This is a genomic window from Pseudomonas sp. AF03-9 (assembly GCF_020515815.1).
Taxonomy (GTDB): Bacteria; Pseudomonadota; Gammaproteobacteria; order Pseudomonadales; family Pseudomonadaceae; genus Aquipseudomonas.
Genome location: NZ_JAHPJF010000025.1, coordinates 20,730 through 44,964 on the forward strand (window position 1 = coordinate 20,730; position 24,235 = coordinate 44,964).

Below are 24,235 nucleotides of genomic sequence, written 5' to 3' on the forward strand. Positions count from 1 at the left end.
TGCCTATAAAAACAGATGTTCGTGGAGCCTCGCCGATGAAATCCTATGAAGTCAATTTTGACGGTCTAGTGGGGCCGACCCATAACTACGGCGGTTTGTCCTTCGGCAACGTCGCGTCCCAGAGCAACAGCCAACAGCATTCCAACCCCAAGGAAGCGGCGTTGCAGGGCTTGCAGAAAATGAAGGCCCTGATGGACATGGGCTTTGTGCAAGGCGTGCTGGCGCCCCAGGAGCGTCCTGATGTGGCAGCTTTGCGCAACTTAGGCTTCAGCGGCAGCGACGCACAGGTCATCCAGCAAGCCGCCAAGGATGCGATGCCTCTGTTGGTGGCAAGCTGCTCGGCATCGAGCATGTGGGTGGCCAACGCCGCCACGGTCAGCCCGAGTGCCGACACCGCGGATGGCCGCGTGCATTTCACCGCCGCCAACCTCAACTGCAAATACCACCGCAGCATCGAGCACCCGACCACCAGCCGCGTGCTGGGGGCGATGTTTGCCGATCAGAAGCACTTCGCCCACCACGCCGCGTTGCCGGCGGTAGCGCAGTTCGGCGACGAAGGCGCCGCCAACCACACGCGTTTCTGCCGTGAATATGGCGAGGCCGGCGTCGAGTTCTTTGTGTTCGGTCGCAGTGCGTTTGACAGCCGTTTTCCGGCGCCGCAGAAGTATCCGGCGCGCCAGACACTGGAAGCATCCCAGGCCGTTGCGCGCCTGCACGGTCTGAAGGATGCAGGCGTGGTCTACGCCCAGCAGAACCCGGCGGTGATCGATGCCGGTGTGTTCCACAACGACGTGATCGCGGTGGGCAACGGCGAAGTGCTGTTCTATCACGAGGACGCGTTCCTCAATACCGAACAGATGCTCGCTGAATTGCACGGCAAGTTGGGCAAGCTGGGCGGCAACTTCCAGTCAGTGTGCGTGCCGCGCGCCCTGGTCAGTGTCGAGGACGCGGTGCGCTCCTACCTGTTCAACAGCCAGCTGCTGACTCGCCCTGACGGCTCGATGCTGCTGATCGTGCCGGAAGAATGCCGCGTCAACGAACGTGTGTGGAATTACCTGCAAGGCCTGACCGCCTCCGGTGGGCTGATCCGCGAAGTGAAGGTGTTCGACCTCAAGCAAAGCATGCAGAACGGCGGTGGCCCGGCGTGCCTGCGTTTGCGCGTGGCGTTGAACGAAACCGAGCTGGCAGCGGTGAACCCAGGGGTTATCATGACCGCGCCGTTGTACGACACCCTGACCCAATGGGTCGGCAAGCACTACCGCGACAGCCTGCGCGAAACCGACCTGGCTGACCCGCAATTGCTGCTTGAATGCCGGACGGCACTGGATGAACTGACGCAAATCCTTAAACTGGGCAGCGTTTATCCTTTCCAGATCAATTAACGCCACCTTCTATTACGACCTTTGGCTGAGAACTATTTATGACCACCGACACCCTGAAACTGATTCTTGAAGACACCGACGGCACCCAGCTGGAAACTTCCTGCACCCGCGTCGCCGTGGTGTGGCAGGGCAAGGAAATCTGGATCCAGCACGACGGCCGCGGCCAACTGCTGATCGGCGTGGACGTGGAAGAAGGCGACGCCGAGTACGCCAACCTGCTGATGCGCCCATTGGCCACCAACCTGATGAGCCTGCAACTGGAAATGGAACCGGCCGACGTCGAAGGTGATGACGACGATCACGTCCACGGCCCAGGCTGCAACCACTAAGGAAGCGCTCTATGCTCGCCCTCGGCAAACTGCTTGAACTGACCCTCGCCGGTCGCGAACCGGCGCAAAAAATTCAACTGACTGTCGGCGGCGTGCAGATGCGCTGGCTCAGCGAGGGCGCGCTTGAAGTGCGCCCACCGCAGGCCCAGGACAACGGCAGCGACCTGCTGCTGTCGTCCGGGATCCATGGCAACGAAACTGCGCCGATCGAACTGCTCGACCGCCTGTTGCATGGCATCGCCCGTGGGGAGATCAAACCCCGCAACCGTATTCTGTTCCTGTTCGGCAACCCCGAGGCCATGCGCCGCGGTGAGCGTTATCTGGAATTGGACGTCAACCGGCTGTTCAACGGCCGGCACGAACAAAACATCGGCCCGGAGGCCATGCGCGCCGCCGAGCTGGAGCAATTGGCCCGCAGCTTCTTCAGCCAGCCGGGCCGTGCGCGCCTGCATTACGACCTGCATACCGCGATTCGTGGCTCGAAGATCGAGCAGTTTGCGCTGTACCCGTGGAAGGCCGGGCGCCAGCATTCGCGCCGAGAGCTGGCGCGTCTGCGCGCCGCCGGCATGGAAGCTGTGCTGTTGCAGAACAAGACTTCGATCACCTTCACCGCCTTTACCTACGAGCAGCTCGACGCCGAAGCCTTCACCCTGGAGTTGGGCAAGGCGCGGCCGTTCGGGCAGAACCAGGGGGTGGACGTGTCGCGCCTGGAGGCGCGCCTCAAGCAGATCATCGAAGGCACCGAGCCTGCCGACGACAGCCTGGATGGCCTGCAACTGTTTGCCGTGTCGCGCGAAGTCATCAAGCACAGCGATGCATTCCTGCTGCACTTGCCGGCGGACGTGGAAAACTTCTCGCCGTTGGACAAGGGCTACCTGCTCGCCGAAGACGTCGCCAAGACCCGCTGGGTGATCGAGGAGGAGGGCGCGCGCATCATCTTTCCCAACCCGAAAGTGAAAAACGGCTTGCGCGCGGGGATCCTGATCGTGCCGACTACCGCGCAAGACCTGGTTTAGTCATTCAGGTATTGCCTGCGCGGCGGGAGCCCAAGTTCCATGCGTAGCCCGTTCTCGGTAAACGCTGGGGGGTTGGTCGTGGTGGGTGGGGTGCTTGGGTCTCGATCAAAGTCGAACGGCTGTGCAGCTGTTGGCAGACCAACGGCTTGCAACTCAGGGTTGTTCACGGGAAATCGAGGCTTGGTGCCGTCAATACCGTCCAGGCTGGTGCCATGCAACAGGGTGCCCGTGACGTGGTTGTAGGCGTGGCATAGCTCGTGGAACAGATTGATGATACTGGGCGTGCCGGGCTGCACGTCGGTGGTGTTGTACCAGATCCTTCCACCGTAGGACGGCCGCCCGGGCTGGTCATTCTCGATGAATGGCAACGCAGCGCTTGCGGGGTCTGGAATGAACTGGCCATTAGGCTTGGGGTAAAACTCATGGATCGTGACGGGACGCCCGCTCGCCAGTGCCGCGCCTTCGAGCTCGGCCATCAGCCGTTGGCCGGTGGGTGAGCCGAGCAGCATCCGCAGGTCGTCGTTGACCCGCTCGACGAATTGCGCGCTGCCTTGTATGGCTACGCCGCAATGAGCCAGCTCCTTGGGTTCGATATGGACAGTATGGGCAGCCAGCTCGCCGGGTGGGAACTGGTCGAGGTGCTCGGGGTGGAGCAACAGGGAGTGATCTATCGTCAGGCTGCTTTTCCAGCTGTAGTAAGTGATGTCATTGGCTTTGAGCCGGGTGACATCATCCTGGCCTTCGCCGGTGTAGATGACGTTGCTGCCAGGCCCGGCCTCGATCCGGTCGTTGCCTCTGGCACCATTGAGGATGTTGTGCCCCTGGCCGCCCACGATGTGGTCATCGCCGTCGCCGCCATCAATGTAGGTTGAACCGGTGCCGCCGCTGATGGTGTCGTTGCCGGGCCCGCCGTATACCGTCATATGGATGTCCTGGTAACCGTGCACGTCGTCATCACCTGCGCCGGCCTCGATATGGCAGCGCCCGTTGAGGGCCCAGATGAAGTCATCACCGGGGCCGGTATACAGGCTGGCGGTTCTTGCCGCACTGAGGATGCGGTCGTTGCCTTCGCCGCTGAAGACAAACACCGGCACTGACACGTTATCGTCAATGTGGATCCGGTCGTCGCCGCCCTGAGTGTCGAGGACCAGGGTTTGGCTGCGCGAGTCGAGGGTGATCTCGTAGCGTGGCTGGTTGACCTGTGCGGTCAGCGTCAGTAAGCCGTCGACAGCGGGTGCGGCGGCGAAGAGGTTGATCGTGTCATTCCTGTCGAAGGTGGTGATACACAGCTGGTCGACGCCTTCATCCCTGAACAGTTTGCGCTCGATGCGCACGTTTTCATCTGCGATCAGTTCATGTACCTCGACGAACCCGGGGCCGCCTGGGCGTTCGTTGGTGGGTTCTTGGCGAGGGTTTTGGGTCAGTGTGTTTGCGTCGATGACATAGGCGCCATCGGTATTTCGGTCTGGAAGCATGCTGCGTTTTCTCCGGTGTTGAGTAAGGGGGTGGACCTTACTTAACCGCGAGTACGCAGTATCGAGGAGGTAGATATACAGGGCCGAATACAAGACGCCCCGGCAAGTGCACTTGCCGGGGCGTCTTGTATTCGGCTGGAAAACGTTTCAGACCGCCAGTTTCTGCTCGCTGCGACGGATCGCGCGCACTTTGTGCAGAGTATCGGCGCAGGTACGCGCAGCTTCCTGACCCTTGTGCACGAAGTGCTCGTAGAAGAACGTGTGGTGCTCGCTGCCGGCGTGGAAGTGATGCGGCGTAAGCGACACCGAGAACACCGGCACTTCGGTTTCCAGCTGCACCTGCATCAGGCCGCTGACCACCGACTGGGCCACGAACTCGTGGCGGTAGATGCCACCGTCCACCACCAGCGCGGCGGCGACGATACCGGCGTAGCGGCCGGTCTTGGCCAGCAGTTTGGCGTGCAGGGGCATCTCAAAGGCGCCGCCGACTTCGAAGAAATCGATGTCCGATTCCTGGTAGCCCTGGGCGATCATTTCGGCGAGGAAGCCTTTGCGCGATTGGTCGACAATATCCTTGTGCCAGCAGGCCTGGATAAACGCGACGCGCTCGCCGTGATGGTTTTTGCTTTTGCTGTCGATTGCGGTGGGTTGCATGTTCTGACTCCTGTTTAAGAAAAAAACAGGGCGTTATGAATCGAATGGGATTTAAGGGTACGCAAGACGAGCGGCCCTTAGGTGCCAATCCCGTTCTCTCTTCATCCGGACTATGACCGTCGGCCCCGGGATCACACCGGGTCTGCTGACCTTGGCGCCGTCCCGCGTGAGCAGTTCGAGGCGCCAAGCGCTCGCGGGCTATACACATTGCGTGTAATTACCGCCGGTGGGGAATTGCACCCCGCCCTGAGAACGTTGCCGCCAGAACCCTGGCGGCGGAGAGTTTTTATCATGGTTTTTCAAAAACTGCACGGCTGTCGTATCGATAGGCTATATCGGTTTGTTTGGTTGGTATTCGATTGAATAGGCCTGGGGCTTGATATTCTGTGGCGTTGCCCGCAGTAATGACCTTCAAAAGGACTTACCCAACCCTTAGAGGCCCGTTTCATGTCTGTGATCGACCTGCGCAGCGACACCGTGACCCAACCCACCCCCGGCATGCGAGACGCGATGGCCACTGCCGCCAGCGGCGATGACGTGTACGGCGAAGACCCCAGCGTCAACCATCTGGAAGCCGAAATGGCCAAGCGCCTGGGCTTTGAAGCGGCGTTGTTCGTGCCCACCGGCACCATGAGCAACCTGCTGGCGTTGATGGCCCATTGTGAGCGCGGCGAGGAGTACATCGTCGGCCAGCAAGCCCACACCTACAAATACGAAGGCGGTGGCGCGGCGGTGCTCGGTTCGATCCAGCCGCAACCGCTGGAAGTGCAGGCGGACGGTTCGCTGGATTTGCACGAGGTGCTGGCGGCGATCAAGCCGGACGACTTCCACTTCGCCCGCACTCGCCTGCTGGCGCTGGAAAACACCATGCAGGGCAAGGTTTTGCCGCTGGCGTACCTGGCCAAGGCGCGGGCGTTCACCCGTGAACATGGCCTGGCGCTGCACCTGGACGGTGCGCGGATCTATAACGCAGCGGTCAAGCTGGGGGTGGATGCGCGGGAAATCGCCCAGCATTTCGATTCGGTTTCGGTGTGCCTGTCCAAAGGCCTCGGCGCGCCGATTGGCTCGGTGCTCTGCGGTTCGAAGGCGTTGATCGCCAAGGCGCGACGCCTGCGCAAGATGGTTGGCGGCGGCATGCGCCAGGCCGGCTCACTGGCGGCGGCGGGGCTGTATGCATTGGATCATCAGGTACAGCGCCTGGCCGACGACCACGCCAACGCCCAATGGCTGGGGGACGAGTTGCGCAAGGCTGGCTATGAAGTGGAGCCGGTGCAGACCAACATGGTCTACGTGCAGGTCGGCGACCAGGCCCAGGCACTGAAGGCGTTCGCGGCCGAGCGCGGGATCAAGTTGAGCGCCGCACCGCGCCTGCGCCTGGTCACCCATTTGGATGTGAGCCGCGCGCAGATCGAGCAGGTGCTGGCGACATTCGTCGAATTTTCGCGCAAATGAGCCTGCAGACCGTCCAATTGAACCTTTCAATCGTATAAACACGCTGTACCACCGGCAAAGGGCCGATATAATGCGGCCCTTTGCCGTCGCTCCGTCTGATGATGTTGCGCACTGGCCTTTGGCCGCAGCCTCCGTGGAAGAACCTAATGAAAAGCGCAGAAATCCGTGAAGCCTTCCTTCGCTTCTTCGAAGAGCAAGGCCACACCCGTGTAGCCTCCAGCTCCTTGATCCCAGGCAATGACCCAACCCTGCTGTTCACCAACGCGGGGATGAACCAGTTCAAGGACTGCTTCCTGGGCCAGGAAAAGCGCGCCTACACCCGCGCCACCAGCAGCCAGAAGTGCGTACGCGCCGGCGGCAAGAACAGTGACCTGGAAAACGTCGGTTACACCGCGCGTCACCACACGTTCTTCGAAATGCTGGGCAACTTCAGCTTTGGCGACTATTTCAAGAAAGATGCGATCACCTTCGCCTGGACCTTCCTGACCGGCGTGCTGAAGCTGCCGAAGGAAAAACTCTGGGTCACCGTCTACGCGACGGACGACGAAGCGTATGACATCTGGACCCAGCAAATCGGCGTGCCTGAAGAGCGCATGATCCGTATCGGCGACAACAAAGGCGCGCCGTACGCTTCCGATAACTTCTGGACCATGGGCGATACCGGCCCGTGCGGCCCTTGCACCGAGATCTTCTACGACCACGGCGCCGACATCTGGGGTGGCCCGCCGGGCTCGCCGGAAGAAGACGGCGACCGTTACATCGAGATCTGGAACAACGTGTTCATGCAGTTCAACCGCACCGCCGATGGCGTGTTGCATCCGTTGCCAGCGCCGTCGGTCGACACCGGCATGGGCCTGGAGCGGATCAGTGCGGTGATGCAGCACGTGCATTCCAACTACGAAATCGACCTGTTCACCAACCTGCTGAGCGCCTCGGCGGCGGCCATTGGCTGTGCCAATGACAACCAGTCTTCGCTCAAGGTGGTGTCCGATCACATCCGTTCCTGCGGCTTCCTGATCGCCGATGGCGTGCTGCCGTCGAACGAAGGCCGTGGATATGTGCTGCGCCGCATCATCCGCCGCGCCTGCCGCCACGGTAACAAGCTGGGCGCCACTGGCAGCTTCTTCTACAAGATCGTCGCCGCACTGGTTGCCGAGATGGGCGATGCCTTCCCGGAGCTCAAGCAGCAGCAAGGCAACATCGAGCGCGTGCTCAAGGCTGAAGAAGAGCAGTTCTCCAAGACTCTCGAGCACGGCCTGAAAATCCTCGAGCAAGATCTGGCCGGGCTCAAAGGCACCGTGGTGCCGGGCGACGTGGTGTTCAAGCTGTATGACACCTACGGCTTCCCGATGGACCTGACTGCCGACATCGCCCGTGAGCGTGAACTGACCATCGACGAAGCCGGTTTTGAGCGCGAGATGGAAGCCCAGCGTGTGCGTGCACGCTCCGCCAGTTCCTTTGGCCTGGACTACAACACCTTGGTCAAGGTTGATGTGCCGACCGAGTTCACCGGCTATAGCGCTACCGTGGGCTCGGCCAAGATCGTTGCCATCTATAAAGACGGCAAGTCGGTCGACGTGTTGAACGAAGGCGAGGAGGCGGTAGTCGTCCTGGACCAGACGCCGTTCTACGCCGAGTCCGGTGGCCAGGTTGGTGACTGTGGTTTCCTCAGTTCGACGTCCGGTCGGTTTGAAGTGCGCGACACCACCAAGACTGGCGGTGCGTTCCTGCATCACGGCAAGTTGGTGTTGGGCAACCTGACCGTTGGTGCGCCGGTTGACACTCAGGTCGACGCCAACGTGCGCCACGCCACGGCGCTGAACCACTCGGCCACTCACTTGTTGCACGCTGCACTGCGTCAGGTGCTGGGCGATCACGTTCAGCAGAAGGGTTCGTTGGTCGATAGCCAGCGCCTGCGTTTCGACTTCAGTCACTTCGAAGCGATCAAGCCGGAGCAGATCAAGGCCCTGGAAGACATCGTCAACGCCGAGATCCGCAAGAACACCCCGGTGCAAACCGAAGAAACCGATATCGAGACCGCCAAGGCCAAGGGCGCCATGGCGCTGTTCGGCGAGAAGTACGGCGACAGCGTGCGTGTGCTGAGCATGGGCGGTGATTTCTCGGTGGAACTGTGTGGCGGTATCCACGCCAACCGCACCGGCGACATCGCCCTGCTGAAAATCATCAGCGAAGGTGGCGTGGCGTCCGGTGTACGGCGTATCGAGGCAGTGACCGGTGCTGCGGCTCTGGCCTACCTCAATGCGGCCGAAGAACAACTCAAGGAAGCGGCCAGCCTGGTCAAGGGCAGCCGCGACAACCTGATCGACAAGCTGTCCGCCGTGCTGGAGCGCAACCGCGCCCTGGAGAAACAGCTGGAGCAGTTGCAGGCCAAGGCAGCCAGTGCGGCGGGCGACGATCTGTCGGCTTCTGCGGTGGACGTCAAGGACGTGAAAGTCCTGGCCGCGCGCCTGGACGGTCAGGACGGCAAGGCGCTGTTGGCCTTGGTCGATCAGTTGAAGAACAAGCTCGGCCGCGCAGTGATCCTGCTCGGCGGTGTCCATGAGGATAAGGTCGTTCTGGTTGCCGGTGTAACCAAGGACCTGACTGGCCAACTCAAGGCCGGTGATTTGATGAAACAAGCCGCTGCGGCAGTGGGCGGGAAGGGGGGTGGTCGTCCGGACATGGCGCAAGGCGGTGGTGTAGACGCCGGTGCCCTGGACGCGGCCCTGGCCCTGACCGTGCCGTTTGTCGAGGCGGGTATTTAAGGCGCCATGATTGAGCCCATGGTCTAGTCATGGGCTCGCTCCGGTGCTGGAAGATTTGTTTATTGGGCGCCCCTTTACGGGCTGAGGCGGCTTAGAAATGGCTTTGATCGTACAGAAATTTGGAGGCACCTCGGTCGGCTCCGTCGAACGAATCGAGCAGGTGGCCGACAAGGTTAAGAAATTCCGCGATGCCGGCGACGACCTGGTGGTGGTGCTGTCGGCCATGAGTGGCGAGACCAATCGCCTGATCGACCTGGCCAAGGCTATCAGCGGTGATCAAGCGCCGCTGCCGCGTGAGCTGGATGTGATCGTGTCTACCGGCGAGCAGGTGACCATCGCGTTGCTGGCCATGGCGCTGAACAAGCGCGGTGTGCCGGCGGTGTCCTACACTGGCAGCCAGGTGCGCATCCTCACCGATAGCGCACACACCAAGGCGCGCATCCTGCAGATTGACGATCAGAAAATTCGTGCTGATCTGAAAGCAGGGCGCGTGGTAGTTGTAGCCGGCTTCCAGGGTGTGGACGAGCACGGCAACATCACCACCCTCGGGCGTGGCGGTTCGGACACCACCGGCGTGGCGCTGGCAGCGGCTCTCAAGGCTGACGAGTGCCAGATCTACACCGATGTGGATGGCGTCTATACCACTGACCCACGTGTGGTGTCCGTGGCCCAGCGCCTGGACAAGATCACCTTTGAAGAGATGCTGGAAATGGCCAGCCTCGGTTCCAAGGTATTGCAGATCCGTGCGGTGGAATTCGCCGGCAAGTACAACGTTCCGCTGCGCGTATTGCACAGCTTCAAAGAGGGTCCGGGCACCCTCATTACTATTGATGAAGAGGAATCCATGGAACAGCCGATCATTTCCGGTATCGCTTTCAACCGTGATGAAGCCAAGCTGACCATCCGTGGCGTGCCAGACACCCCGGGTGTGGCCTTCAAGATTCTCGGCCCGATCAGCAATGCGAATGTAGAAGTCGACATGATCGTGCAGAACGTTTCGCACGATAACACCACCGATTTCACCTTCACCGTGCACCGCAACGAGTACGATGCGGCGTTCAAGATCCTGGAAAACACTGCCAGCGAGATTGGCGCGCGTGAAGTGGTGGGTGACACCAAGATTGCCAAGGTGTCGATCGTGGGCGTGGGTATGCGTTCCCATGCCGGCGTTGCCAGCCGCATGTTTGGCGCCCTGGCCAAGGAAAGCATCAACATCCAGATGATCTCCACGTCGGAGATCAAGGTCTCGGTGGTGATCGAAGAGAAGTACCTGGAACTGGCTGTCCGCGCGCTGCATACCGCGTTCGAGCTCGACGCTCCGGCCCGACAGGGCGAGTGATGCGGTAATGCCAGGAAGGCGCGGTTTACCGCGCCTTTCCTTTTTTTGTAGGGCGCATGTTCTTTTGCGTGGGCTCGACAATACTTAGGCGGGTAGGGCCATGGCCTTTGGGTTGTAGGTCGAACGCCTTTTTTTTGCAGACTGTTGTTCCTGAACTGAAATGCGTGAGGAGAAAGGTATGCTGATTCTGACTCGTCGTTGCGCAGAAAGCCTGATTATTGGTGATGGCGAAATCACCGTGACTGTGCTCGGCGTCAAAGGCAATCAAGTGCGTATTGGGGTTAACGCTCCGAAAGAGGTAGCGGTCCACCGTGAGGAAATCTACCTGCGGATCAAGAAAGAGAAGGACGAAGAACCAAGCCTTTAATTTTTATCGTTTTTTATGTTTGCAAACGGGGATGAACGTGGTTAATATACGCCCCGTGTTGCGGAGAGCTGGCCGAGTGGCCGAAGGCGCTCCCCTGCTAAGGGAGTACACCTCAAAAGGGTGTCGGGGGTTCGAATCCCCCGTTCTCCGCCATTATTTGTTTAGTACGTTGCAATCTGGTTTTTTCGTAAGTTGTTGAAATTAAACGAAAAAATAGCTTTACATAGAGATTGAACGGCCTATAATGCGCGGCAACAAATGCACTCGTAGCTCAGCTGGATAGAGTACTCGGCTACGAACCGAGCGGTCACAGGTTCGAATCCTGTCGAGTGCACCATTTAAGAGTCAGTTGCAGTAATGCAGTTGGCTTGGCTCCAACCAGTTGTGATCTGGTCTAAAAACACAATCTGCACTCGTAGCTCAGCTGGATAGAGTACTCGGCTACGAACCGAGCGGTCACAGGTTCGAATCCTGTCGAGTGCACCATACAAACAAAAAGCCCGCCTAGTGCGGGCTTTTTGCCGTCTGGGGTTTGTGTGGGAATGATCCTGGATTTTATCTTTTCTCCTACGTCATGTGTTTTCCTTTCGGGCAGCGTCGTCGCAGTTCATAGATCCAGCCATTGCTCAGCTTTTGCTCGCAAGCGCTTGTTCTTGCCAGTTTTTTAACGTTTAAAGCGGTCGGGCGGTGTATCATTGCGCCCGTCAGCCCCGCCGGGGCTTGTGGAATACCTCCATGGACTTACCCAGTAGTTACTCAGTACCCCGTTTTACCAATCATGAATTGACTGATTGATCCTTCCGGCGTGCCCCGCTGCTGGGAGTGGAGTTCGCCTATGACCGAAGTAGAAGTAAAGAAAACACAAGAAAGCCTGCAGGATCGCCTGGCTCAAGTCATCGAGCTGCTGCAGCGCCAGCGTGTGGTCGAAGACCTTACGCATCGCCAGGAAGGTCCGAACCACGACCGCGTCGAAAATCTGGTCCACCGCCAAAACCTCGTCGAGTTGCAACGCAAGCTCGATGATCTGCACTCCGCCGACGTCGCTTACATCCTCGAAGCCTTGCCGCTCGATGATCGACTGACCCTCTGGCAGTTGGTCAAGGCTGACCGCGACGGCGACATCCTTCTCGAAGTATCCGACTCGGTCCGTGAAACCCTGATCGCCGACATGGACGATCACGAGCTCCTGGCTGCGGCCAAGGAGATGGACGCCGACGAACTCGCTGACTTGGCCCCCGAGCTGCCGCGTGACGTCGTGCACGAGCTGATGGAGGCCCTCGACGGCCAGCAACGTGAGCGAGTGCGCTCCGCGCTGTCCTATGACGAGGACCAGGTCGGCGCCCTGATGGACTTCGAGATGGTCACCATCCGCGAAGACGTCAGCCTGGAAGTGGTTCTGCGCTACCTGCGCCGGCTGAAAGAGCTGCCTGGCCATACCGACAAACTGTTCGTGGTCGACTACGAAGGCATTCTCAAGGGTGTGCTGCCGATCAAGCGTTTGCTGGTCAATGATCCGGACAAGAAAGTTGCGGACCTGATGGCCAGCGACACGGTGAGTTTTCACCCGGACGAAGATGCGTACGAGGCTGCCCAGGCGTTCGAGCGTTACGACTTGATCTCGGCGCCGGTAGTCGACAAGAACGGCAAGCTGATTGGTCGTTTGACCATCGATGAAATGGTCGACTTGATTCGTGAGGAAAGTGAGACCGAAGTCCTCAACATGGCGGGTTTGCGTGAAGAGGAAGACATTTTTGCATCGGTCTGGCGCTCACTGCATAACCGTTGGGCGTGGTTGGCGATTAACCTGATTACCGCATTTATTGCGTCGCGGGTGATTGGGTTGTTCGAGGGCTCGATCGAGAAGTTGGTGGCCCTTGCGGCGCTGATGCCGATTGTGGCCGGCATCGGCGGCAACTCGGGTAACCAGACGATTACCATGATCGTGCGTGCCATGGCGCTGGATCAGGTGAGTACCGCCAATTCATCGCGCTTGCTGCGCAAGGAGCTGGCGGTTGGCTTGATCAACGGTCTTGTGTGGGGTGGGGTAATTGGTGTGGTGGCTTACTTGCTCTACGGCAGTTGGTCGCTCGGCGTCGTGATGACGGCCGCCATGACCCTCAACCTGCTGCTGGCCGCCTTGATGGGTGTGTTGATCCCCATGACCCTGGCCCGCCTCGGACGTGACCCTGCGATGGGTGCCAGTGTGATGATCACCGCGATGACCGACAGTGGTGGCTTCTTCATCTTCCTGGGGTTGGCAACGATCTTCCTGCTTTGATCCAACCCCGATGGGGGCAGCTCTGCCCCCTTGCTGCATCCTCTTCTCAAATCCCGGGCAAAAAAAAGCCAGCACATGGCTGGCTTCGGCTTTCAGGTGCAGATCAATTGGCTTCTGCGGCCGCCTCAACGTCGTGCGCGATAAGCGAGACGAGAGCATTTTGCTGGCGGTGGGAGAGCTGACGAAAACGCTGCAGCAGTTCGCGTTCGTGCAGTGACAGCTCGGGGCTGTCCAGGCGCATGCTCAACTCTTCGCCCAACGCACCTTCCTGAATAAGGCTTTGCTCCAGGCGCGCGATGATTTCGGAGTTCATGCTGCGGTGATGATTGCGAGCCACCTCGGCAATGCGTTCCCGCATTCCGTCTGGCAGACGTACGACGAACTTGTCAGCCGTACGGCTGGAATAAATTGCCTGTTTCAATGGGCGCATATATTTAACCGGTTAGTTCAGGGGAGCGGTTTCTGGAATTGGCCGCAAGCGATGAGTGTTAAGACAAGGCTCACGACCAAAGTTCAACCTGAATTGCAAAGAGGCCGCATCATGCCTCAGATTTGCCAGTTCCTTGGCGTCAATTCTATGACAAATATTGAACTGCCTAAAGGCTTAATGCCAGCACTGATTTGCATTTTTGCGGACTGGTTGGAAAACTTTTCGGCGAAGGATTTCATCCAGTAATGATCGCGCAAAGCCCGGCCGCAAAAGGGTTTTAGGGCGCACATCGTATAGCAAAGTGGCCTTTTGCCCTTGAATTTAAGACTAGTGGCAATCTGCCGATTTACTAGCACGAGGCGACATAAGGTAGGTGGGAGTCAGCGCAGTACGGGGTCGAATTTGATCCGGCGACCCACGATGAGGGTCAGCAACAGAATGCCGGCAAACACGCCGCTGGCGATGAATGCGCTGGATTGCACGTCCCGCGCGCTGGCATTCAGTCCCAGGATGGCACTGGCCAGGGTCAGGCAGAGAAACAGCCAGGCGGACTTGTTCATTGCGGCATCCTCAGAAAACCCAGTGTTCGGCGGATGGCGCTGCTTGAGTGCCCTGGGTCAGGTGAATGTCGGATTGCGGTTTGACGGCCATCACGGCCAGTTGCGGACGCTGTTGCAAATGATGGGGCACGGGCTGGTGCAGCTGCGCGGTGTCGTCGCTAGTGTTCGATTGGAAATGGAAGGCCACCAATGCCGCCAGGGCTGCGGTGTTGAGAGCTAACAGAAGGGCGCTGTTCATAATCATGTTCTCCGCAGCAGGCATGGCCGAGTTGGTTTTATAAGGGAAGTATTGCAGAACCCGTGCCAAGGTTTTAATTCAATAAAATCAGTGACTTAAGTGTAGTTTGGTGGGCTGTTTTATTGCAATTTGCAATGCTGGCATTTTGGGGTAATGCATTTTGCACGATGGCACCAAGTGCCCGGTTCCACGGGACCAAACGGCAGCCACCCCGGTAAGCTGCGGCCTACACTCAAAAAGCCTACAGACGACATGACAAAACCCAACCCGGCCGTTAACATGCACGCCGTCCGTCGCACCGCCCCTTGGCGAGATGACGGTCATTGGTCCCAGTAGCTCAATTGGATAGAGCATCCCCCTCCTAAGGGGAAGGTTGGCCGTTCGAACCGGCCCTGGGACACCAGATCCAAAGCCCCGCACAGATTGTTCTGGCGGGGCTTTTTTGTGGGTGCTTTTCAAAGATGTGTCGAACCTTGACGCTGTTCAGGGTTCACAGCAGGTGCGCGGTGTATTTATCACGATCTATGTACCTTGCAGCCAGCCGGGCAGCGTCTGACGGTTAAGCAAAATAATCCCCGGAAACAGCATATGCCGCCTGTCCGGACCCGCCCACCCAGGACTATCATGCCGATAGTCCTGTCTCTCACCGCAAGGAGCCGCTCGGAACGCCGATGCGCCAGATCTGGAAATCTTTTCGAGCCCTTTATTTCGCCTCTTTGATGATGCTGATCGGCTCCGGCCTGCTCAGTACTTACCTGGCCTTGCGCCTGGCAGCCGACCATGTGGATAGCCTGTGGGTCGGTGCGCTGATGGCGGCCAACTACTTTGGCCTGGTGCTGGGCGGCAAGATCGGGCATCGCCTGATTGCCCGGGTCGGGCATATCCGCGCGTATGCCACCTGTGCCGGGATCGTCGGCGCGGCGGTGCTGGGGCATGGCCTGATTGACTGGCTGCCGGCGTGGATCGTACTGCGGGTCATTGTCGGCCTGGGGATGATGTGCCAGTACATGGTCATCGAGAGTTGGCTGAATGAACAGGCGGACGCCAAGCAGCGCGGTGTGGTGTTCAGTGGCTACATGATCGCCTCCTACCTGGGGCTGGTGCTGGGTCAATTGATCCTGGTGATGCACCCCCAGCTCGGCCTCGAATTGCTGATGTTGGTCGCGTTGTGCTTTGCCCTGTGCCTGGTGCCGGTGGCGATGACCCGGCGGATTCACCCGGCGCCGCTGCATCCGGCGCCGATGGAGCCGCGCTTCTTTATCAAGCGGGTGCCGCAGTCGCTGAGTACGGTGCTGGGCGCGGGGTTGATCGTCGGTTCGTTCTACGGCCTGGCGCCGCTGTATGCCTCGCAGCAAGGCTTGAGCACCGAGCAGGTCGGTCTGTTCATGGGTAGCTGCATTTTTGCCGGTCTGGTGGTGCAGTGGCCGTTGGGCTGGTTGTCTGATCGCTATGATCGCGCCCTGTTGATTCGTTGTTTCGCGCTGTGCCTGGCGGTGGCGGCGTTGCCGTTGGCGGTGCTCACCCAGGTGCCGTTGGAAGTGCTGTTCGTGGCTGGGTTCGTGTGTTCCCTGGTGCAGTTCTGTCTGTATCCGCTGGCTGTGGCGTTCTCCAATGACCACGTGGAAGGTGATCGCCGCGTCTCGCTCACCGCGATGCTGCTGGTGACCTACGGCGTGGGTGCCAGTATCGGGCCGTTGCTGGCCGGTGTGGTGATGAAGCTGTTCGGCAGCCAAATGCTGTACGCGTTCTTCAGCCTGTGTGCGTTGATCCTGGTGTGGCGCATCCGGCCGAAGGCGGTGACCAATCTGCATCAGGTGGACGATGCGCCGCTGCATCACGTGGCCATGCCCGACAGCATGTCCAGTTCGCCGCTGGTGGCGGCGCTGGACCCACGGGTCGATGAACAGGTGGTGCAAGAGCAGATGCAGACCGCTGCGCCGCAAGAGCCTGAGGTCGAGACTGAAGCCGATGCACAGCCAGCGGTTGAAGAGCCTGCCTTCGAAGGGCCACCGGAGCCCTTGGGCCCCGAAGAGCATCCCCATGACTTGAGCAGGGCACGCCCCTGAATGCAAAAACGGGCAGATCCCATCAGGATCTGCCCGTTTTTTTTGCTGCATGTGTTAAGGCTTAAAAGTCGTCGTCTTTGTCAAAACGCCGTGCTTCACGTTGCAGTTGGTACACAAACCGTTCGACCTGGCGTTGTACCAGGCCACTCATGTTGTGGAAGCGCACGCCAGCGAAGGTGGTGTTGATCTTCTCTTCGAAGTGCAGGTAACGCAGTTCGACGGAGGTGGTCATGCTGCCGAAGGGCAGGGCGGCGATAAAGCGGTCATAGACCTGGCCCAGTTGCAGGCGCTCGGAGATGTCGCCTTCAAAACGCAATTTGCAGCCAGTGGCGGAGATGTCCAGCAGCTTGCCGCTGACCGGCGCCTTGAGTTTCTCGCCGCCCAGCTCGATGTTCACCAGTTGTGCCAGCTTCAGCGCGGCGCGAAAGGCATTGCGGCGCTGATGGTAGACCACCTCGTCCGGCATGCTGCCGGTGTAGATACGGTGGCCGTCTTTTTCACTGATGGTGTAGGTGCCGTTGCTTTCCCAGGCGACGCGCACGCCTTCGTGGAAACCTTCGATGCGAAACGGTTCGCCGCTTTCGAGGAAGCGCTCGCCATCGCGCGGAATCATTTCGTCCAGTGCCAGGGTCTTTTTGTCCCGGTCGACGTCCACCAGATAGCTTTGGAAGCGCTGGCTGCGTTCGTGGAAGGTGATGATCAGCGGGTCGTGGCTTTCTTGCAGCATCCGCAAGGTGCCGACAATTTCCAGGGGCGTAGTGAGTACCTTGGGTGGCTGCGGTGCATCTTCCGCATTAAGGGCGTTGAACACGGTTCTTCCATCTCCAGACAAAATACGACTACACGCAAGAACCGGCATTTTGCCAGTATGTGGCGCGCCTTGGATAGGGCGCGCTGTAAACCGGCATCAGGCTTGGCTGCGGGTGCTTGGCTTGACCAGGCGTGAGGTGGAGCCTTGGGCGTTGTACAAGGCTGGAGGCTCACCGCCATGGAGTATACGCAACTGGTTGGCGGTCGTGGCTTGCTGAAGTTGGATCGACTGACCGTTGAGCAGGTTGGCTTCCTGGCATTGGGCGAGCAATTGATTGAGTTCTTTGCTCTGCGCCAGCAACTGGTCGCCGACGGAGGAGTGACTGGCCAATTGTGCGAGGCCGTCGTGGTCAGCGGGCAGGCCCAGGCTGAGGAGAATTTCACTGCGTTTCTTGCCGTGTTGTTCCAGCAGCACGATCAACGACTGCTTGCGTGCCAGGATTTCTTCCAGCAGGGGCATGTCCCGGCCATAGAGGGCCAGGGATTCTTCTTTTAGCAGCTCGAGCAAATGTTGCGTCGGCGCGAGATCATCAATGATCAGTTGAAGCAGGTTTTCGTCGTGGTGCATGGCTGGCCTTGGGGTTTAAGCGTCCAAAAGCCCGGCGCAGGCCTTTGCCTAGCGCTCGGCTTCGAAGTTAAGCAGCTTGCTGGCTACACGGTTGCTGTCGACTTTGTAGCTGCCATCGGCGATTGCTTGTTTCAATTCGGCCACGCGGGCCTTATTGACAATCGGCTGATCGCGCAGCGAGTCAGTGACCTTCTGCAACTGTTGAGCCTCATTGCTCAGGTGTACGGATTCCCCGCTTTGGCTGGCGCCAACCTGTTCTGCCTTGGCGGGCAGCGGTTGTGACTTGGCTTCTACGCTGTCCTTGGCACCGCTGGTGCGCGTAGAGCCGGGCAAAGCCTGGGTACTGTTTAAACGGCTGAAATCGATGACCATGATAAAAAAACCTCTGGGTATTTGGACGCTTGCCATGTTTTCGGCCATACCCGGACAAACTTTAGGCTCGATTGACAATAAACCTGCGCGCGCTGACGTCTGACGCACAGTGTAGAAAAAGCCGGCGCCCGATACCAGTGATCTATAAAGCCACTTCGACTTGCCCCGGGGCTGTCACCCGCCCCTTGATCACTCGATTGGAGTTGAGGTTCTTTACCCGTATCTGTTCGCTCATGCCGCCGTTGGACAGCGCTTCCCCTGGCATTTTCACCTGCAACGCACCGCTGCTCGCGGAAATAACCACCTGATCACCTTTGCGAATTACCTCGGCCTGCTCCAGATGCACCAGGGTAATGACCTGATCGGTGACCACTGGTCGGGTCAATTTCTGCCCGACGGCCTGGTCCACGGAGGTGAGGTAGCCCTGGCTGATCAGGCTGATGTCGCGTTCACGCAGTACAACATCGTCTAGACCGATGATGCCGGTGCGCTTCAGCGGGCGGGCGACCACCACCACATCGCGGAACAGTTTGACCTGCGCCGGCACGAACACCGTCCAGGGTGACGCGCCTTCGCAGCGCACTTTGACCGTCACGCGACCAATGGGCTGGGCGGGGCTTTCCAGGGTGGCTGTCAATTCCTTGTCGCACATTGGCATGCGCAAACGCGGGTCCAATGGGTTGACTTGGATTTCATAACGCCCCGGTGTCTGTGTGGTTGCCAGATAATCTTCTACAGTGAACTCAAGAAACCCCTGAGTGACGCCGATAAGTAGATCAGGCAAGGTGACGTTGTCCGCGCGGGCCGCGCTGTTGAGGCCCAGGGCGAACAATGCCAGCGAGACGCAGAGCAATCTGCTGTACCGTGGTAATTGAAGGCGTCGGGAAACTGTCGTTTTAATATCCATAGCCAATAATTAGCAAAGCTCGTGCCGTTTAGAGTTGGGTGCGCGTCGCACCCTCAAAGGTTTTAGCGTAGGAGTCTGGGCATGGCAGGAGTAATGGATTCAGTAAACCAGCGCACACAGCTGGTAGGGCAGAATCGCCTGGAGTTGTTGCTTTTTCGCCTGGATGGCAAACAGCTATATGGCATCAACGTATTCAAGGTGCGGGAGGTGCTGCAATGTCCCAAGCTGACGATCATGCCCAAGTCCAGCCCGGTGGTGTGTGGCGTCGCCAACATCCGTGGTGCGACCATCCCGATTCTTGACCTGGCCCTCGCCACTGGTTCGTCCGGTTTGCAGGACCGCGAAAGCCCGTTCGTGATCATTACCGAGTACAACACCAAGACCCAGGGGTTCCTGGTGCGCTCGGTGGAGCGCATCGTCAACATGAACTGGGAAGAGATCCATCCACCACCCAAGGGCACCGGCCGCGATCACTACCTCACGGCGGTGACGCGGGTCGATAACCAGTTGGTGGAAATCATCGACGTGGAGAAGATCCTCGCCGAAGTGGCGCCGACCTCGGAATCGATTTCGGTGGGTGTGGTCGACGCTGAAACCGCACACAAGGCAATTTCGCTGCGTGTGCTGACGGTGGACGACTCGTCGGTGGCGCGCAAACAGGTGACCCGTTGCCTGGAAACCATCGGTGTTGAGGTGGTGGCGCTCAATGACGGCCGCCAGGCCCTGGATTACCTGCGCAAGCTGGTGGATGACGGCAAGAAGCCGGAAGAAGAGTTCTTGATGATGATTTCCGACATCGAGATGCCGGAAATGGACGGATACACCCTCACGGCCGAGATCCGCAACGATCCACGCATGCAAAAATTGCATATCATCCTGCATACTTCATTGTCAGGCGTATTCAATCAGGCGATGGTCAAGAAAGTCGGTGCCGATGACTTCCTGGCCAAATTCCGCCCTGATGACCTGGCAAACCGGGTAGTCGACCGGATCAAGGCAGCAGATCACGGCTAGGGGCATTTGCCCCTGGCGGTCACACGATTTAAGAGGCGGTATCATTGTCTACGGGTAATTTGGATTTCGAACAGTTCCGGGTCTTCCTGGAAAAAGCCTGTGGCATATTGCTCGGTGAAAACAAGCAGTACCTGGTATCCAGCCGTCTCAACAAACTGATGGAACAGCAGGGCATCAAATCCCTGGGTGAGTTGGTGCAGCGTATCCAGGGCCAGCCGCGCAGCGGGCTCAAGGAAATGGTGGTCGATGCCATGACCACCAACGAAACCCTGTGGTTTCGTGATACCTACCCGTTTGAAGTGCTCAAGAGCAAAGTGCTTCCGGAGGCCATCAAGGCTAGCCCGGGCCAGCGCTTGCGCATCTGGTCGGCGGCCTGCTCCTCGGGGCAGGAACCGTATTCGATCTCGATGTCCATCGATGAGTTCGAGCGGACCAACATGGGCCAGCTCAAGGCCGGTGCGCAGATCGTCGCCACCGACTTGTCCGGCACCATGCTCACCAACTGCAAGACCGGCGAATACGACAGCCTGGCGCTGGGCCGTGGCTTGTCCCAGGAGCGCCTGCAACGTTACTTCGAGCCGAAAGGGGCAGGACGTTGGGCGGTCAAGGCGCCGATCAAGAACCGGGTGGAGTTTCGCTCGTTCAACCTGCTCGACAGCTACGCCAGCCTGGGCAAGTTCGACATGGTGTTCTGCCGCAACGTGCTGATCTACTTCTCGGCCGAAGTGAAGAAAGACATCCTGTTGCGCATCCATGGCACGCTCAAGCGTGGCGGCTATTTGTTCCTTGGTGCTTCCGAGGCGTTGAACGGTCTGCCGGATCACTACCAGATGGTGCAGTGCAGCCCTGGGATCATCTACCAGGCCAAGTAAGCATCAAAAACGTGGGAGCCAGGCTTGTGTGGGAGCTGGCTTGCCTGCGATAGCATCACCTCTGTATCACTGAAGTACCGAGGTGTCTGCATCGCAGGCAAGCCAGCTCCCACACAAACCAGCTCCCACAGTTGTTTTTGCGGCAATCCTCTCAATAGCGGCAAACCCCATTGCCGCTTTACTGGCACCACGCGGAAACCCATTGCCGCTTTTCTGGCATTGCCGCCCGGCAACTTCCCCGCAAAGCCCTGAAACACGGGCCTTCGAAGAATTGGCACACACCTTGCTATAACCCTGTTAACGAAAAGCAGGTCAGCCTAAAGGTTTCCGCCATGAGCATCAGCTTCGATAAAGCGCTCGGTATCCACGAACAAGCCCTGGGCTTCCGCGCCCAGCGTGCCGAAGTCCTGGCCAACAACATTGCCAACGCCGATACCCCGAACTACAAGGCTCGGGACCTGGACTTCTCCGCCGTGCTCGCCGCACAGCAGGACAAGAACAAGAACGGCACCTTCGCCTTGAACATGACCAACAACCGTCATATCGAAGCGCAAGGCCTGAGCAGTGGGGACGAGTCGCTGCTGTATCGCACGCCGATGCAGCCGTCGATCGACCAGAACACCGTCGACGCCCAGCTGGAGCAATCGGCCTACGCCGAGAACTCGGTGAACTTCCAGGCCAGCTTCACCCTGCTCAACAGCAAATTCAAAGGGCTGATGTCAGCCCTGCGTGGAGAGTAAGCCATGTCCCTGTCCAGTGTTTTCAATATTGCCGGTAGTGGCATGAGCGCCCAGACCACGCGTCTGAACACCGTCGCCAGTAACATCGCCAACGCCGAAACCGTGTCGTCGAGCATTGACCAGACCTACCGCGCCCGCCACCCAGTGTTCGCCACCATGTTCCAGGCCGGTCAGAACGGCGGCAGCGACTCGCTGTTCCAGGAGCAGGGTGCCGCAGGTTCCGGCGTGCAGGTGTTGGGCGTGGTCGAAGACCAGAGCAACCTCGAAGCCCGCTACGAACCCAACCACCCTGCCGCGAACGAAAAGGGTTACGTGTACTACCCCAACGTCAACGTGGTCGAGGAAATGGCTGACATGATTTCCGCCAGTCGCTCGTTCCAGACCAACGCGGAAATGATGAACACCGCCAAAACCATGATGCAAAAGGTCCTGACCCTGGGTCAGTGATAAGGGGCGCCGAATAATGGCTATCGTTGATACAACATCAACCAATACAGCGGTGCAGAACCTTTTCAACACGAAGGTCAACACTGCCACCAACAATGTTGCGAGCGCTGCCACCGCTGCCACGGGCAACCAGTCCCTGGGCAAGGATGCATTCCTGCAATTGCTGGTGACTCAGCTGAAGAACCAGAACCCGCTGTCGCCTCAGGACAACGGCGCGTTCGTGGCCCAGCTGGCGCAGTTCAGCAGCCTGGAAGGCATCAACACGCTGAACGACTCGGTGAATGCGATCTCCAGCAACTTCAGCTCGTCGCAAGCGCTGCAGGCTTCGTCGCTGGTGGGGCGTTCGATCATCACCCAGACCGACAAGGCCCTGGTGGATACGAGCAAGAGCATGACCGGTTCGGTCGCGGTGACTTCGGCGGTGGGCAACGTCTCCATCAAGATCACCGACAAAGACGGCAACGTGGTACGCACCATCGACATGGGCGCCCAGAGTGCCGGCACTTCCGACTTTATCTGGGATGGCAAGAACGAAAAGGGCGAGGTTGCTCCAGCGGGCACCTACACCTTCGCGGCCACCACCAAGAACGACAAGGGCGACGCCGTTGCCTTGAGCACTTCGCTGCCAGCCACGGTCACCAGCGTGACCCTGAGCAAGACCGGCGGCGAAATGCTGCTGAACCTGGCGGGCGGCATGGGCAGCGTCAAGCTGTCGCAAATTCAGACTATCGGTACATAGAGCCGGCTAAATACGGCAGAAAGGGAGAGAAGCATGTCTTTTAACATCGGCCTTAGCGGCCTCTATGCGGCCAACAAACAACTGGACGTGACCGGCAACAACATCGCCAACGTCGCGACCACTGGCTTCAAATCGTCCCGTGCGGAATTCGCGGACATCTACGCCGCGTCCAAACTGGGTACCGGCCAGAACAGCATCGGTAACGGGGTGAACCTGGCGGCGGTGTCCCAGCAGTTCACCCAGGGTGACGTCAACAACAGCGGCGGCGTGCTGGACATGGCGATCCAGGGCGGCGGCTTCTTCGTACAGAAGGGCAGCGACGGCTCGCTGGAATACACCCGTAGCGGCGCCTTCCGTGCCGACAAAGATGGTTACATCACCAACAACACTGGCACCTCGCGCCTGCAAGGCTATGCGGCGGATGACAATGGCAAGATCGTCAAGGGTGGCCTGGTCGACCTGCAACTGAACCTGTCGAGCCTGCCGCCAAAGGCGTCCACCAAGGTGGATTCCACCAGTAACCTGAATTCGTCGGACCTGCCGATCGACCAGACGGCACACCCGTTTGATCCTACCAAGACCGACAGCTTCAACACCCAGTACTCCACCACGCTTTACGATACCCAGGGCAACGCCCACTCGATGGTGCAGTACATGGTCAAGACGGGCTCCAACGTCTGGAAGTCCTACACCTTGATCGACGGCCGCAACCCTGACGGTACTGCCATCAGCGGTTCCGACCCATTCGGCGTGACGGCGCCTGTCGCGTCGACGCTGACCTTTGACGAAGCCGGCAAACTCAAGACTATTGTTGCGCCGAATGTCGCTGGCACCACAATGACCGTTGACGACTGGGTTCCAGGCGGCATGGTCAACGGCTTGTGGCAGAAAAACGGTGCTAAAGCCAACCCTGACGGGATCGCCGTCAACATGGGCAACATTACCCAGTACAACTCCGCCAGCTACCGTAACCCGCCGGTCACCGACGGCTACGCCACCGGCCAGATCACTGGCTTGAAAATCGACGGCAGCGGCGTACTGTTCGCCACGTTCAGCAACCAGCAGAGCAAGGCCATCGGCCAGATCTCCCTGGCCAGCTTCAACAACGAACAGGGCCTGCAGCCATCGGGCGGCACCACCTGGAGAGAGACCTTCGCATCGGGCCAGCCGGGTTACGACGCCCCGCAAACCGGCACCCTGGGTTCGATCGTGGCCAACTCCCTGGAGAACTCCAACGTCAACCTGACCAATGAGCTGGTGGACCTGATCAAGGCCCAGAGCAACTATCAGGCGAACGCCAAGACGATCTCCACCCAGAGCACCATCATGCAGACCATCATTCAGATGACGTGATGCTGACCTGTAAATGGTGAAGAAAAACCCCTCGATGAGGGGTTTTTTTTTGCAGGTATTTC

24 protein-coding genes, 4 tRNA genes and 1 riboswitch are annotated in these 24,235 nt (G+C 59.1%); of the genes, 19 read left to right on the forward strand and 9 right to left on the reverse strand.

Features of this window, described 5'->3' with window-relative positions; translation table 11 throughout:
* Positions 1-35: 35 nt before the first annotated feature.
* Genes astB through astE form a run of 3 tightly spaced genes read left to right on the forward strand, consistent with a single transcriptional unit; the run spans position 36 to position 2,727 of the window.
* Positions 36-1,382, forward strand: a complete 1,347-nt coding sequence (astB, locus tag LIY36_RS24960; RefSeq protein ID WP_226457539.1) for an N-succinylarginine dihydrolase — start codon at positions 36-38, stop codon at positions 1,380-1,382.
* 38 nt (positions 1,383-1,420) lie between these two features.
* On the forward strand, positions 1,421-1,711 hold the full coding sequence (locus LIY36_RS24965; protein ID WP_003214319.1) for a hypothetical protein: 291 nt from the start codon (positions 1,421-1,423) through the stop codon (positions 1,709-1,711).
* A gap of 11 nt (positions 1,712-1,722) precedes the next feature.
* Entirely contained in the window at positions 1,723-2,727 is a 1,005-nt protein-coding gene (gene astE, locus LIY36_RS24970) for a succinylglutamate desuccinylase (RefSeq protein ID WP_226457540.1), read from the forward strand.
* On the opposite strand, the gene LIY36_RS24975 is transcribed toward astE, so the two are convergent.
* Together LIY36_RS24975 and LIY36_RS24980 are read right to left on the reverse strand one after the other, a co-directional pair.
* Entirely contained in the window at positions 2,724-4,202 is a 1,479-nt protein-coding gene (locus LIY36_RS24975; RefSeq protein ID WP_226457541.1) for a M91 family zinc metallopeptidase, read from the reverse strand. The genes astE and LIY36_RS24975 overlap by 4 nt on opposite strands.
* Positions 4,203-4,349: 147 nt before the next feature.
* Entirely contained in the window at positions 4,350-4,856 is a 507-nt protein-coding gene (locus LIY36_RS24980) for a 6,7-dimethyl-8-ribityllumazine synthase (RefSeq protein ID WP_056861672.1), read from the reverse strand.
* Between the two features lie 88 nt (positions 4,857-4,944).
* Positions 4,945-5,114, reverse strand: a riboswitch (FMN riboswitch).
* Positions 5,115-5,303: 189 nt separating this feature from the next.
* On the opposite strand from LIY36_RS24980, the gene ltaE reads away from it, so the two are divergent.
* The 8 genes from ltaE to mgtE all read left to right on the forward strand — a co-directional run bounded on the left by ltaE (position 5,304) and on the right by mgtE (position 13,057).
* Positions 5,304-6,308: a low-specificity L-threonine aldolase gene (gene ltaE / locus LIY36_RS24985; RefSeq protein ID WP_226457542.1), complete on the forward strand. Its 1,005-nt coding sequence runs from the start codon at positions 5,304-5,306 to the stop codon at positions 6,306-6,308.
* A 146-nt stretch (positions 6,309-6,454) separates the two neighbouring features.
* Entirely contained in the window at positions 6,455-9,073 is a 2,619-nt protein-coding gene (gene alaS / locus LIY36_RS24990; protein ID WP_226457543.1) for an alanine--tRNA ligase, read from the forward strand.
* 97 nt (positions 9,074-9,170) lie between these two features.
* A complete protein-coding gene (locus LIY36_RS24995) occupies positions 9,171-10,412 on the forward strand; it encodes an aspartate kinase (protein WP_192300649.1) in 1,242 nt (413 codons plus the stop codon).
* Positions 10,413-10,590: 178 nt separating this feature from the next.
* On the forward strand, positions 10,591-10,779 hold the full coding sequence (gene csrA, locus LIY36_RS25000; protein WP_003175645.1) for a carbon storage regulator CsrA: 189 nt from the start codon (positions 10,591-10,593) through the stop codon (positions 10,777-10,779).
* A 62-nt stretch (positions 10,780-10,841) separates the two neighbouring features.
* Positions 10,842-10,932: transfer RNA gene (locus tag LIY36_RS25005), tRNA-Ser, on the forward strand.
* A 107-nt stretch (positions 10,933-11,039) separates the two neighbouring features.
* A tRNA-Arg gene (locus tag LIY36_RS25010) sits at positions 11,040-11,116 on the forward strand.
* Positions 11,117-11,188: 72 nt separating this feature from the next.
* Positions 11,189-11,265, forward strand: a tRNA-Arg gene (locus LIY36_RS25015).
* Between the two features lie 349 nt (positions 11,266-11,614).
* Positions 11,615-13,057, forward strand: coding sequence for a magnesium transporter (gene mgtE / locus LIY36_RS25020; protein ID WP_192300650.1), 1,443 nt, complete (start codon positions 11,615-11,617; stop codon positions 13,055-13,057).
* A gap of 103 nt (positions 13,058-13,160) precedes the next feature.
* Here mgtE and LIY36_RS25025 read toward each other — a convergent pair whose 3' ends face one another.
* From LIY36_RS25025 to LIY36_RS25035, 3 genes are all read right to left on the reverse strand, one after another.
* Positions 13,161-13,487 carry an Arc family DNA-binding protein gene (locus LIY36_RS25025; RefSeq protein WP_003193592.1) on the reverse strand — a complete coding sequence of 109 codons (327 nt, stop codon included), beginning with the start codon at positions 13,485-13,487 and terminating at the stop codon, positions 13,161-13,163.
* Between the two features lie 380 nt (positions 13,488-13,867).
* Positions 13,868-14,047: a PA3371 family protein gene (locus LIY36_RS25030; RefSeq protein WP_226457544.1), complete on the reverse strand. Its 180-nt coding sequence runs from the start codon at positions 14,045-14,047 to the stop codon at positions 13,868-13,870.
* A gap of 10 nt (positions 14,048-14,057) precedes the next feature.
* A complete protein-coding gene (locus tag LIY36_RS25035) occupies positions 14,058-14,285 on the reverse strand; it encodes a hypothetical protein (protein ID WP_226457545.1) in 228 nt (75 codons plus the stop codon).
* A gap of 326 nt (positions 14,286-14,611) precedes the next feature.
* Here LIY36_RS25035 and LIY36_RS25040 point away from each other — a divergent pair.
* Together LIY36_RS25040 and LIY36_RS25045 are read left to right on the forward strand one after the other, a co-directional pair.
* Positions 14,612-14,688 (forward strand) — tRNA-Arg (locus tag LIY36_RS25040).
* A gap of 268 nt (positions 14,689-14,956) precedes the next feature.
* A complete protein-coding gene (locus tag LIY36_RS25045) occupies positions 14,957-16,351 on the forward strand; it encodes an MFS transporter (protein ID WP_226457546.1) in 1,395 nt (464 codons plus the stop codon).
* 61 nt (positions 16,352-16,412) lie between these two features.
* On the opposite strand, the gene LIY36_RS25050 is transcribed toward LIY36_RS25045, so the two are convergent.
* From LIY36_RS25050 to flgA, 4 genes are all read right to left on the reverse strand, one after another.
* A complete protein-coding gene (locus tag LIY36_RS25050; protein ID WP_192300654.1) occupies positions 16,413-17,162 on the reverse strand; it encodes a flagellar brake protein in 750 nt (249 codons plus the stop codon).
* Positions 17,163-17,258: 96 nt separating this feature from the next.
* A complete protein-coding gene (locus LIY36_RS25055; RefSeq protein WP_192300655.1) occupies positions 17,259-17,729 on the reverse strand; it encodes a flagella synthesis protein FlgN in 471 nt (156 codons plus the stop codon).
* A 48-nt stretch (positions 17,730-17,777) separates the two neighbouring features.
* Positions 17,778-18,101 carry a flagellar biosynthesis anti-sigma factor FlgM gene (flgM, locus tag LIY36_RS25060; RefSeq protein WP_226457568.1) on the reverse strand — a complete coding sequence of 108 codons (324 nt, stop codon included), beginning with the start codon at positions 18,099-18,101 and terminating at the stop codon, positions 17,778-17,780.
* Positions 18,102-18,243: 142 nt separating this feature from the next.
* Complete coding sequence (flgA, locus tag LIY36_RS25065; protein WP_226457547.1) at positions 18,244-19,008, reverse strand: flagellar basal body P-ring formation chaperone FlgA; 765 nt, start codon at positions 19,006-19,008, stop codon at positions 18,244-18,246.
* An 81-nt stretch (positions 19,009-19,089) separates the two neighbouring features.
* Between flgA and LIY36_RS25070 the strand changes: the two genes are divergently transcribed.
* From LIY36_RS25070 to flgE, 6 genes are all read left to right on the forward strand, one after another.
* Positions 19,090-20,022 carry a chemotaxis protein CheV gene (locus tag LIY36_RS25070; protein WP_192300657.1) on the forward strand — a complete coding sequence of 311 codons (933 nt, stop codon included), beginning with the start codon at positions 19,090-19,092 and terminating at the stop codon, positions 20,020-20,022.
* 44 nt (positions 20,023-20,066) lie between these two features.
* Entirely contained in the window at positions 20,067-20,894 is an 828-nt protein-coding gene (gene cheR / locus LIY36_RS25075; RefSeq protein WP_060756330.1) for a protein-glutamate O-methyltransferase CheR, read from the forward strand.
* Positions 20,895-21,226: 332 nt separating this feature from the next.
* Entirely contained in the window at positions 21,227-21,634 is a 408-nt protein-coding gene (gene flgB / locus LIY36_RS25080) for a flagellar basal body rod protein FlgB (RefSeq protein WP_159936855.1), read from the forward strand.
* A gap of 3 nt (positions 21,635-21,637) precedes the next feature.
* Entirely contained in the window at positions 21,638-22,081 is a 444-nt protein-coding gene (flgC, locus tag LIY36_RS25085) for a flagellar basal body rod protein FlgC (RefSeq protein WP_192300658.1), read from the forward strand.
* Positions 22,082-22,097: 16 nt separating this feature from the next.
* Positions 22,098-22,820, forward strand: a complete 723-nt coding sequence (gene flgD, locus LIY36_RS25090; RefSeq protein ID WP_192300659.1) for a flagellar hook assembly protein FlgD — start codon at positions 22,098-22,100, stop codon at positions 22,818-22,820.
* 33 nt (positions 22,821-22,853) lie between these two features.
* Positions 22,854-24,173: a flagellar hook protein FlgE gene (flgE, locus tag LIY36_RS25095; protein WP_192300660.1), complete on the forward strand. Its 1,320-nt coding sequence runs from the start codon at positions 22,854-22,856 to the stop codon at positions 24,171-24,173.
* Positions 24,174-24,235: the final 62 nt, after the last annotated feature.